The sequence below is a fragment of the Corallococcus llansteffanensis genome, from assembly GCF_003612055.1.
Classification (GTDB): Bacteria; Myxococcota; Myxococcia; order Myxococcales; family Myxococcaceae; genus Corallococcus; species Corallococcus llansteffanensis.
Window position 1 is genome coordinate 1 of the sequence record NZ_RAWB01000019.1, and the last position, 12,679, is coordinate 12,679.

1 protein-coding gene is annotated in these 12,679 nt (G+C 73.4%); it reads left to right on the top strand.

Annotated elements, in window-relative coordinates; all coding sequences use genetic code 11:
- Nucleotides 1–18: 18 nt before the first annotated feature.
- Nucleotides 19–12,678, top strand: a complete 12,660-nt coding sequence (locus D7V93_RS46410; RefSeq protein WP_244237085.1) for a non-ribosomal peptide synthetase — start codon at nucleotides 19–21, stop codon at nucleotides 12,676–12,678.
- Nucleotide 12,679: the final 1 nt, after the last annotated feature.

The window sequence follows — 12,679 nt, forward strand, 5'->3', positions numbered from 1 at the left end:
ATCGAGGCGTTGCAGGGCGTGCTTTCCGGGCGGGGCGTGGGCGTGGTGCGCCTGCCCGCGGCCCATGCGTTCCACTCCAGCGCCGTGGAGCCGCTGATGCCGGACCTGGCGCGGGCGGTGTCCTCGCTCCGCCTCAAGAAGCCGGAGCTGCCCTTCGTCTCCAGCCTCACCGGCACGTGGATCCGCGCCGAGGAGGCCACCGACCCCGCGTACTGGGCCCGGCAGATGCGCCAGCCGGTCCGCTTCGCCGAGGGCCTGGAGGTGCTCCTCGGTGATGGGTGCAGCGTCCTGCTGGAGGTCGGCCCGGGGACGGACCTCACCTCGCTGGCGCGGGCGCGGACGCGGCGGGAGAAGCACCTGGTCGCGATGCCGTCGCTGCGCCGTCGTCCCACGGAGGGTGACTGCCGCGGCTTGCTTCAGTCGCTGGGGGAGCTGTGGTCCTCGGGCGTGGACGTGGCCTGGGAGAAGGTCCACGCCGGGGAGCCGCGCCGCCGCGTTCCGCTGCCCACGTACCCGTTCGAGGAGAAGTCCTGCCGCCTGGCGTCCCAGGACGCGCCGCTCGTGCCGTGGGCCCCGCCCGCGGCGGTGCCCCATCCCCCCGAGGCGGGCTCGTCGCCCGAGCTTCTTGCCCTCACCGGGGTCCCCGTGGGGGAGATCCAGCGACGCGTGATGGAGATCTGGCGCGAGCGCCTCGGCGTGGTGGAGGTGGGCCCGGACGACGACTTCCTGGAGCTGGGGGGCAACTCGCTGATGGCGGCGCAGATGCTCACCCGCCTGCGTGAGACGTTCTCCGTGCAGCTCCCGCTGAGCGCGCTGTTCGACGCGCCCACCGTGACGGGCATCTCCAAGCGCATCGAGGCGATGCTCCAGACGTCCCGTCCCCTGGAGGACGTGGCGGGGCAGGAGTCGATGGTGCGCATCGACCGCACCGGCGAGCTGCCCCTGTCCGTCGTGCAGGAGCGCGTGTGGCGGATGGAGCAGCTCGACCCGGGCAATCCCTCCCTCAACATGCCCCTGGTGGTGCGGCTCTCCGGGACGCTCGACGTCGCGGTCCTGGAGCGCAGCGTCAACGAGGTCATCCGCCGGCACGAGATGCTGCGCGCGACGTACCGCGTGCAGGACGGGCGCGTGCGCCAGCACTTCGCCGCCGAGGTCCGCATCCAGGTGCCGGTGGTGGACCTGCGCGGCCACGCGGGAGACCGCGAGGCGGAGGCGCTGCGCCTGGCGTTGGAGGAGGCGCGGCGGCCGTTCTCGCTGGAGCACGGGCCCATCGTCCGCTCCAGCCTGCTGCGACTGGCCGACGCGGAGCACCTGATGCTGCTCACGGTGCACCACATCGCGTCGGACACGCTGTCCATGGTGGCCTTCTTCCGCGAGCTGGCGACGAACTACCACGCGTTCCTCGAAGGGAAGCCGGCACCGCTGCCGGAGCTGGCCGTGCAGTACGTGGACGCGGCGGCGTGGGAGCGCCGCTCGCTCTCAGGGGGCACGCTGGCGGCACAGGAAGCGTACTGGCGCGAGGTGCTGGCGGAGCTTCCTCCGCCCCTGGAGCTGGCGTCGGATCGCCCGCGCGGGGTGGACCTGCGTCTGCGCGGGGCCCGCTTCCCGGTGGTCTTCTCACGCGAGCTCAGCGACGCGCTGATGGCCTTCAGCCAGCGCGAAGGCGTGACGCCCTTCATGACGCTGCTGGCGGCCCTGTCGTCGGTGCTGGCCCGCTACTCGGGGCGCGAGGACATCGTGGTGGGCACGCCGGTGGGCAACCGCGCCCGGGGCGAACTGGAGCCGCTCATCGGCTTCGTGGCCCATGCGATGGCCCTGCGCACCGACCTGTCGGGCGACCCGTCGTTCCGCGAGCTGGTGGCGCGGGCCCGTGAGACGACGATTGGCGCGTCCAGCCACCAGGACGTCCCCTTCGAGCACCTGCTGCCGCTCGTGGCGCCCGGGAGGGATCCGGCCCGCTCGCGCCTGTGTGACGCCGCCCTGGTGCTGCATGCGCACATCGCCACGGCCCCTCCGCCGGTGGCGGGCCTGGACATCCGTCTGGTGGAGGTGCCGGGCACGCCCGCGCAGTTTGGCGCCACGCTCGGGGAGCTGACGCTCCTGTTGAACGAGAGCGATAGCGGTGGCTTCCACGGCTTCATCGAGTACGCCACGGAGCTCTATGACGAGTCGCGCGTCGCGCGGCTGGCGGGGCACCTCCAGACGCTGCTCGGCGCGGTCCTCGCGGATCCGGAGCTTCGCGTGTCGCGGATGCCCCTGGTGGCTTCCGTGGAGCGGAGCCTGCCGGCCCTCCAGGTGGAGGCATCCACTCGGTCTGCGTTGGGAGCATCTGCTCCGGGAAGGGATGCGTCCGCTCCGGTTGGGCTGGGAGCATCTGCTCCGGGAGCGGATGCGTCCGCTCCGGGGCTGCTCTCACGGTTTGCTGCACGGGCGGATCGCTCGCCGGATGCGGTGGTGATCAGCACGGGTGCTCGCCGTCTCACATGGCGGGAGCTGGCGGCGCGGGCCCGGGGGCTCGCGGCCCGACTGAAGCAGGAGGGCGTGGGCGCGGAGGTGCCGGTGGCCGTGCGGCTGGAGCCGTCGGTCGAGTCGGTCATCGCGCTCTGGGGCGTGCTGGAGGCGGGTGGGGCGTGCTTGCCCGTGACGGCGGGCGAGGTCGCGGAGCTGGCGTCCCTCCTTCCCGCGAAGGGGCCCCGGCTGTTGCTGGTGGCCCGTTCCGTTGATGTCCCCTCGCTGCCCAAAGGCTTTCGCGCGCTCGCAGTGGAGGCGGGTGGGGCGGCGGCGGGCATGCACCCTGAGCGGTGGGCCGCGGACGCCGAGGCTCCTGGGCGAATGGCGGTCGTGGCCGTCGCAACAGGTGGCCTGGAGGTCGAGGCCGCGCCTCCTGAGACCCTGGCTGTCGTGGCCGTCGCAACGGGTGGCCTGGAGGTCGAGGCCGCGCCCCCTGAGCGTCTGGCGTTCATCGTTCCCGCGCCCGAGGCACTGGGCGGGCAGGGCCGTGTCATGCTGTCCCACCGCAACGTGGCGCACGTGCTGGCCTCGCTGGACGCGCGGATGGGGACGGGCGAGGGCGGGGTGTGGCTGGCGGCGGGCGGGCCGTCGGCGGATCCAGCGGGGTTGGACCTCTTGTGGGCGCTGGCCCGGGGCATGCGCGTCGTCCTCCCGCCCGAGCGGTTGGCCGCGCGCTTCGCCGTCCTGGGCCACAAGCCGGACACCCGCCGGCCCCTCGACTTCAGCCTCTCCTACTTCGCCAACGACGAGGATTCGCTGGGGGAGGAGAAGTACGAGCTGCTGCTGGAGGGCGCGAAGTTCGCGGACTCGCACGGCTTCGCCGCGGTCTGGACGCCGGAGCGGCGCTTCCACTCGTTCGGCGGCCTGTATCCCCAACCGTCGGTGGTGGGCGGCGCGCTGGCGATGCTCACGCGCCACGTGCAGATCCGCGCGGGCAGCGTGGTGTTGCCCCTCCATGATCCCATCGAGGTGGCCGAGCAGTGGTCCGTGGTGGACAACCTGTCGCGCGGGCGCGTGGGCATCTCCTTCGCCACGGGCTGGCACGCGAATGACTTCGCGCTCTCGCCGGACACGTTCGCCCGGCGGCGCGAGGTGCTCATCGAGCGGCTGGAGGAGGTGCGGCGGCTGTGGCGCGGCGGCACGGTGCGGCGGCGCAACGGCGCGGGCAACGAAGTGGAGCTGGCGCTGCGGCCCAGGCCGAAGCAGGCGGAGCTGCCGGTGTGGCTCACCTCCACGGGCAACCCGGAGACGTTCCGCAAGGCCGGCGAGGTGGGCGCGGGCATCCTCACCAACGTGCTCGGGCTGGGCTCCAGCCTGGACGAGCTGGCGGCGAAAGTGGCGCTGTACCGCGAGACGTATCGCAAGGCAGGCCATGGCCCCGGCCGTGGACAGGTCACGTTGATGCTCCACACCTTCCTCGGCCAGGACCTGGACGCGGTGCGCGAGGCCGTGCGTGAACCGCTGCTGCGGTACTTCCGCAGCTCGGTGGACGTCTTCGCCAACCTGGTGGCCAGCCAGGGCCTCCAGGTGGACGTGCGCGGCCTCACCCCGGAGGACGTGGAGGTGATGCTCGCCCAGGGCGTGGAGCACTACATCCGCGAGGGCGGCCTCTTCGGCTCGGTGGAGGACTGCGTGCGCGTGGTGGAGCGCGTGCGCTCCCTGGATGTCGACGAGATCGCGTGCCTCGTGGACTTCGGCGTGGAACTGGAGCCGATGATGTCCAGCCTGCGCCTGCTGGACGTGCTTCGCAGGCGCAGCCAGGTGCAGGCGGTGCCCACCGATGCGGTGCTCGCAGAGGGTGCTTCCGAGCCCGGCGAGCTGCTGGAGCTCATCCGGGACGAGGGCGTCACCCTGCTGCGCTGCGCCCCGTCACAGGCGCGTGCCTTGTCAGAGCTCCCCGGGGCCGAGGGCGCCCTGGCCGGTGTGAACCGCTGGGTGCTGGGGGGTGAACCGCACGACGTCTTCACCTCCGCGCAGCACGTGGAACGGCTGGACGCATCGATGGTGGGCGCGGCCTGGCCTTCCCCCGCCACCGCACCGGCTTACGTGCGCGATGCGTCCGGCGGGCCGGTGCCCGTCGGCGTGGTGGGTGAGCTGGCCCTGGGCGGCGCGGCCGTTCCGCTCGGCTTCTGGAACGACCCCGAGGCCACCCGTGCGCGCTTCATCTCCCCGCCCGGTTCCGAGGAACGCTTCTTCCTGACGGGCCAACATGCCCGCTTCCGCGACGTCGGAGACGTGGAGCTGGTGGCGCCTGCCCGCGCGGCGAAGGTGCGCCGCCCGGCCGTGAAGACCGTTCGCGATACGGCGGCGACCCCTGGGCCTTCCGTGCGCACGCCGGTCGCGGAGGCTCCCGCCGCGACGGCCACGCCCGTGGTCCGCGTGCCGCGGGACCGGCCGCTGCCGCTGTCCTTCCCGCAGCAGCGCATCTGGGCCCTGAACCAGCTCGACCCTGCGGGCATCGCGTACAACAACACCGTCACCCTCCGGCTCGATGGCGCGGTGGACGTGACGCTGCTGGAGGCCGCGCTGAACGTGCTGGTGCGCCGGCACGAGGTCCTGCGCACCACCTTCGCGTTGGAGGACGGCGGAGCGCACCAGGTGATCGCCGCGTCCATGCCCCTGGTGCTTCAGCGACTGGAGGCCCGTGGCTCCACGCCGGAGGCTCGTGAGGCGGAGGCCCTGAAGCTGGCGCTGGCCGAAGCGCGCAAGCCCTTCGACCTGGTGCGGGGGCCGGTGATGCGGGCCGCGCTCATCCGCATGGGTGAGGCGGCCTCGGTGCTGCACCTCACGCTGCACCACATCGCGTCGGACGGCTGGTCCGGAGGCGTCCTCTTCCGCGAGCTGGTGGCGATCTACCTCTCGCTCGCGGCGGGCGGCCCGTCGCCGCTGCCGGAGCTGCCGGTGCAGTACGCGGACTACGCCGTGTGGCAGCGGGGCTGGCTGCTGGGGTCGGGCATGGAGGCCCAGCTCGCCTACTGGAAGGCACAGCTTGCCGGCGCGCAGGTGCTGGAGCTGCCCACGGACCGTCCGCGCCCCGCGCGCTGGTCGGGCCGGGGTGGCCGCCTCCAGGTCGCCGCGCCCAGGGCCCTGATGGACGCGCTGTGGGCCGTGGGCCGTCGCGAGGGCGCCACGCCCTTCATGGTGCTGACGGCGGCGTTCCAGACGCTGCTGTCCCGGTACTCGGGTCAGGACGACATCATCGTCGGCACGTCCGCCGCGGGCCGCAACCGCCCGGAGCTGGAGGGCCTCATCGGGTGCTTCCTGAACACGCTCGCCATCCGTGGCGACCTGTCGGGTGCGCCCACCTTCGTGGAGCTGCTGCGCCGCGTGAAGGCGGCGTCCATCGGCGCGTACGCCCACCAGGAGATTCCCTTCGAGCGACTGGTGGACGAGCTGCGCGTGCCGCGCGACCCGAGCCGCATGCCGCTCGTGCAGGCGATGCTCACGTTCCACAACACGCCCGCGGTGGAGGTCCGCACGCCGGGCCTGGGCGTGAAGATGATCGAGCTGGACATCGGCGCCACCAAGGTGGACCTGTCGCTGGAGCTGCGGGAGACGCCGGACGGCCTCACGGGCGGCCTGGAGTACCCGGCGGACCTGTTCGACCTGTTCACGGTGGAGCTGCTCTGGGAGCGCTACGTGCGGCTCCTGGAGGGCATCGCCGCGGATCCGTCCCAGCGCGTGACGGAGCTGCCCCTGCTGTCCGACGCCGAGCGCCAGCGGATGCTGGTGACGTGGAACGACACCCACGAACCCTTCGCTCAGGACGCAAGCCTGCACGGGCTCTTCGAGGCCCAGGCGGCGCGGACGCCGGACGCCGTGGCGGTGGTGGCCGGGGAATCGCGGCTGACGTACGCGGAGCTGGACGCCCGGGCCAACCAGCTCGCGCACCACCTGCGGACCCTGGGCGTGGGCCCGGAGGTGCGGGTGGGTCTGTGCACGGAGCGCTCGGTGGAGCTGGTGGTGGGAATGCTGGGCGTGCTGAAGGCGGGCGGCGCGTTCGTCCCGTTGGATCCCGCGTACCCCACGGCGCGGCTGAGCTACCTGATGCGTGACGCCGCGCTGTCCGTGGTGGTGACGCAGGACGCGCTCGTGGATGTGCTCCCCGCGGGCGGTGAGGTGCTCGTCTCCCTGGACACGGAGTGGAGCCGCATCGCGCGCCACCCCGCGCAGGCGCCTCGCGTGGACTCGCTGCCGGGCCTCCTGGCGTACGTCATCTACACGTCCGGCTCCACGGGGACGCCGAAGGGCGTGCTGGTGCCGCACCAGGGCCTCTGCAACACGCTGCCTTCCATCATCCGGGCCCATGGTGTGGGGCCGGGGAGGCGCGTGCTCCAGGCCGCGGCGCTCGGGTTCGACGCGTCCGTGCTGGAGGTGCTGTCCACGCTGGTGGCCGGGGCGGAGCTGCACCTGGTCCCGCGCGAGTCGCTGCTTCCGGGCGAACCACTGCGCGCGGTGCTGGAAGGGCGGGGCATCACCACGGTGACGCTCACGCCTTCATCGCTGTCGCAGCTGGAGCCGGACGGGCTGCCCACGCTGGAGACGATCATCTCCGCCGGAGAGGCCTGCACGCCGGAGCTGGCGCGGCGCTGGAAGCCGGGCCGGCGGCTGCTCAACGGCTATGGCCCGACGGAGGCCTCCGTCTGCGCGACCGTCTCCACCGACCTGGACGTGGAGCGGCCGGACATCGGCCGACCCCTCGCCAACATGCGCGCGTACGTGCTGGACGGGCGGGGACAGCCCGTGCCTCCGGGCATCCCGGGCGAGCTGTACCTGGGAGGGCCGGGCGTGGCGCGTGGCTACCTGGGCAGGCCGGAGCTGACGGCGGAGCGCTTCGTGCCGGATGCGTTCCGCGGTGAGTCCGGCGCGCGGCTGTACCGCACGGGAGACCGGGCCCGCTACCGCGCGGACGGGCGCCTGGAGTACCTGGGCCGCACCGACTTCCAGGTGAAGCTGCGCGGCTTCCGCATCGAGCTGGGCGAGGTGGAGGCCACGCTGCGCCAGTACCCCGGCGTGCGTGACGCGGTGGCGACCGTGCGCGAGGACCCGCCGGGAACGCGGCGGCTGGTGGGGTACGTCGTTCACGCCGCCGAGCTGGACACCCCCGCGCTGCGGGCCTTCCTGAAGGAGCGGCTGCCGGAACACCTGGTGCCCGCGTCCTTCGTCGCGCTGGAATCCCTCCCGCTGTCCACCAGCGGCAAGGTGGACCGGGCGGCGCTGCCGGCGCCGGACGCCGCGGCCGCGGGGACGGCGAAGGCGTTCGCCGAGCCTCGTACCGAGGCGGAGAAGACGCTGGCCGCCCTCTGGGCCCAGGTGCTGGGCGTGGAGCGCGTGGGCCTGCACGACAACTTCTTCGAGCTGGGAGGCGACTCCATCCTGGGCATCCAGATCGTCTCCCGCGCGAAGGCCGCGGGGCTGGCGCTGGAGCCGGCGATGCTCTTCGAGCGGCAGACGCTCGTGGAGCTGGCCGCGGCCGCGGGGACGGCGAAGGCGGCCACGGCGGAGCAGGGCCTGGTGGAAGGCCCCGTGCCGCTGACGCCCATGCAGCGCAGCTTCTTCGACGACTGGGCGCTGCCGGAGCCGCACCACTACAACCTGGCCACGGTGCTGGAGGTGCGTCAGCCGGTGGATGCGGCGCTGCTGGAGGAGGCGTTGCGCGCGCTGGTGGCGCATCACGACGCGCTCCGCCTGCGCTTCACGCGGACCGCGGAGGGCTGGCGCCAGTCCCTCGCGGGCGTGCCCGAGCGCGTCCCCGTGCGGCGCGTGGACCTGTCGTCCGTGCCGGAAGCGGAGCAGGGCGCGGCGCTGGAGGCCGTGGGCGCGGAGGTCCACCGGAGCCTGGACCTGGGCGAGGGGCTGCTCCTGCGCGCGGCCCTCTTCGAGCGGGGTGCGGGCCGCAAGGACCGGCTGCTGCTCGTGGTGCATCACCTGGCGGTGGACGGCGTGTCGCTGCGTCCGCTGCTGGAGGACCTGGAGTCCGCGTACACGCGGCTGGAGCGCCGGGAGCCGGTGGCGCTGCCGCCGAAGACGACGTCCTTCAAGTCCTGGGCGGAGCGCCTGGTGGAGCACGCCCGGTCGGAAGCGCTGGGGCGCGAGCTGCCGCTCTGGAAGTCGACGGAGGACGTACCGCCGCTGCCGGTGGACCTGCCGGGCGGGGAGGACACGCCGGGCTCGGAGGCGCTGGTGACGGTGACGCTCGGCGCGGAGGAGACGAAGGCGCTCCTGGGCGAGGTGCCCGCGGCGTACCGGGCGCGCGTGGACGAGGTGCTGCTCGCGGCGGTGGCGCGGGCGGTGGCGCGCTGGACGGGTGGCCGGAAGGTGCGGCTGGAGCTGGAGGGCCACGGGCGCGAGGCGCTGTTCGGTGATGTGGACCTGTCGCGCACGGTGGGCTGGTTCACCAGCACCTTCCCGCTGGAGGTGGAGCTTCCGGCGGAGGGCAGTCCCGGTGATGGGCTGAGGGCCCTGCGGGATGCACGGCGGCGGCTGCCGGCGAATGGCATCGGCTACGGAATCCTGCGCCACCTGCGCGAGGACACGGCCCAGGCGCTGCGCTCCTCGCCCCACGCGGAGGTGGGCTTCAACTACCTGGGCCAGCTCGACGCGGCGGCCCGGGGCTCGGAGCGCTTCGCCCTCACGGAGGAGCCGAGCGGACCGTGGCATGGCGCGGGAGGCCGCAGGCCCCACCGGCTGGAAGTGAACGCGGTGGTGAGCGAGGGCCGCCTCAAGATTGCCTGGGCCTTCAGCACGAATGTCCATCAGCGGGCCACCATCGAAGCCGTGGCCGAGAGCTTCCGCGCCTCGCTGCGGGAGCTGATGGAAGGCCGGAGCACGCCGGACGCGGCCCGCCGTTCGACCGGGGACTTCCCGCTCGCCCGGCTGTCGCCCGCGTCGCTGGAGCGCCTGCTGCGGCAGTTCCCGGATGCCGAAGACCTGTATCCGCTCACCTCCCTTCAGCAGGGCATGCTCTTCCACGTCGCGCTGGCGCCGCCGGGCTCGGGCGTCTTCCACGAGCAGCTCGCGTGGACGTCGCGCGGCAATGCGGACGTGGCCGCGCTGCGAAGGGCCTGGGCGGAGGTCATCGCGCGCAACGCCATCCTGCGGACGTCCTTCGTCCACGAGGGCCTGCCCGAACCGCTCCAGGTGGTCCACGCGAAGGTGGAGCTGCCCTGGACGGAGCACGACCTGCGCGGCGTTCCGGTGGAGGAGCAGCGCGTGAGGCTCGAGGCCCTGGTCCGCGAGGACCGCGCCCGCGGCTTCAAGCTGTCCCCCGCGCCGCTGGCCCGGATGCAGGTGGTGCGGGTGGACGAGGAGGAGTACCGCTTCCTCTGGAGCCACCACCACCTGGTCATGGACGGATGGAGCGTGGGCCTGATGCTGCAGCAGGTCTTCGCCTGCTACGCGGCCCTCACCGAAGGGCGCGAGCTCGCGCTGCCGCGGCCTCCCGCCTGGCGCGACTACATGGCCTGGGTGCAGCGGCAGGACCTGTCGCGGGCGGAGGCGTTCTGGCGCAAGGAGCTGGCGGGCTTCACCACACCGACACCCCTGCCGGGTGCCCGGCCCCTGGCGCCCGGAGTGGAAGCCGCGGTCACGGGCGAGGAGAAGCTGTGGCTGTCACCGGAGGCCACCCAGGTGCTCCAGGCCTTCGCGCGGCGCAACGCGGTGACGCTCAACACGCTGGCGCAGGGCGCGTGGGCGTTGCTGCTCGGCCGCTACGCGGCGGAGGAGGACGTGGTGTTCGGAGCCACCGTCTCCGGGCGGCCGGTGGACCTGCCGGACGCCGAGTCCATGGTGGGCCTCTTCATCAACTCGCTGCCCATCCGCGTGGCGCTGCCTCCCGGTGAGGCGGTGGTGCCCTGGCTGCAGCAGCTCCAGGCACGGCAACTGGAGCTGCGCAGGTACGAGCACAGCCCGCTGGTCCAGGTGAAGGGCTGGAGCGAGGTGCCGCGCGGCCTGCCGCTCTTCGACAGCCTGCTCATCTTCGAGAACTACCCGCTCGACACCTCGCTGGGACAGAACGTCCCGGGCCTGGAGGTCCGGGACGTGGAGAGCCAGGAGCAGGGCAACTACCCGCTCATCGCCTACGTGGTTCCCGGCGAGAAGCTGCGCCTGAGCCTGGCCTACGCCCCCGCGCTGCTCGGCCCGGCGGCGGTGGCCCGCCTGCTGGAGCACTGGCGCGTGCTGCTGGAGGGACTGGCCTCCGGAGTGGAGCGGCTCGCCGACGTGACGATGCTGCGCGAGGAGGAGCGGCGGCAGGTGCTGGTGGACTGGAGCGGGCCGCGCACCGCCTTTGACGGAGACGCCAGTCTGTCGGCGCTCTTCGATGCGCAGGTGGCGCGGACGCCGGACGCCGTGGCCCTGATGGCCGGAGACACGCGCGTGACGTACCGCGAGCTGGCGGCCCGGGCGGAGCGGCTCGCACGCCGGCTGCGTGGCGTGGGCGTGGGCCCCGAGTCACGGGTGGCCCTGTGCGCGGACCGCTCGGTGGAGATGGTGGCGGCGGTGCTGGCCGTGCTGAAGGCGGGCGGCGCCTACGTCCCGTTGGATCCCGCGTATCCGCGCGAGCGGCTGACGTGGATGGTGGAGGAGAGCCGGCCGTCGGTGCTGCTCGCGCGGCGGCACCTGGCGGACCGGCTGCCTCCCCATGCGGGGACGCCCACGCTGTGGCTGGAGGAGGACGGGCCGGAGGGCGGGGAACCGTTGCCGACCGCGCCGGGAGGTGACGCGCTCGCGTACGTCATCTTCACCTCGGGCTCCACGGGCAGGCCCAAGGGCGTCATGGCCACGCACCGCGCGACGCTCAACCGCTTCGCGTGGATGTGGCGCGCCTTCCCGTTCGAGCCGGGCGAGGTGTGCGTCGTGAAGACGGCGCTGAGCTTCGTGGACTCGGTGTGGGAGCTGCTCGGGCCGCTGCTCGCGGGCGTGCCCTCCGTGCTCGTGTCGGACGACACGGTGAAGGACCCGGCGCGACTGGTGGAGACGCTGGAGGCGGGCAGGGTGACGCGGTGGGTGCTGGTGCCGTCGTTGCTGCGAGCGCTGCTGGAGGTGCCGGACGTGGCGCGGCGCCTGTCCTCGCTGCGCTCCTGGGTGACGAGCGGCGAGCGGCTTCCGGACGAGCTGGCGGCGCGCTTCCGCGAGCGGATGCCGCACGCGCGACTGCTCAACCTCTACGGCTCCTCGGAGGTGGCGGCGGACGCGACAGCGGACGAGGTGGGCGCGGGCCCGGTCTCCATCGGGCGGCCCATCGACAACATGCGAGCGTACGTCCTGGACGGGGCGCTGCGGCCGGTGCCGCCCGGGGTGCGGGGCGAGCTGTACGTGGCGGGGCCCGGCGCGGCCCGGGGCTACCTGGGCCGTGCGGAGGCGACGGCGGAGCGCTTCGTGCCGGAGCCGTTCGGTCAGGAGCCCGGCGCGCGGATGTACCGCACGGGGGACGTGGCGCGATGGCTGCCCGACGGTCGGCTGGAGTACCTGGGGCGGGCGGATGATCAGGTGAAGGTGCGCGGCGTCCGCGTGGAGCCCGGAGAGGTGGAGGCCTCGCTGGCGCTCCACCCGGCGGTGGCTCGCGTGGCCGTCGTGGCGCATGAGAGCGCGCCCGGCGAGGCCCGCCTGGTGGCCTGGGTCGTCCTGAAGCCGGGCCAGGTGCTGGACGCGGCGGTGCTGCGTGCGTTCCTCAAGGAGCGACTGCCGGACTTCATGGTGCCCTCGGCCTTCGAGGCGCTGGAGGCACTGCCGCTGACGCCGAGCGGGAAGGTGGACCGGCGGCTGCTGCGTGCGCGGGTGGCCCCCACGGGCAACGCCGCGGAGTACGTCGCCCCCGCGACACCGGAGGAGCTGGCGCTGGCGGGCATCTGGACGGAGCTGCTCGGGCGCCCGCGCATTGGCGCCCGGGACGACTTCTTCGCCCTGGGAGGCCACTCGCTGATGGCCGCGCAGATCGTCTCGCGCGTGCGCGAGTCGCTGGGCGTGGAGCTGCCGCTGACGGCGGTGTTCCAGTCGCCCACGCTCGCGGGCCTGGCGGAGGTGGTGTCGCGGATGGCGGGCTCGATGCAGCGGCTCGCGGACGCGCCCATCGCGCGGGTGTCGAGAGAGCTGGACGCGGCCTCGCTGGAGCAGCTGTCGGACGAGGAACTGGACGCACTGCTGGACGCGACCGAGTCGGAGAGCTGAG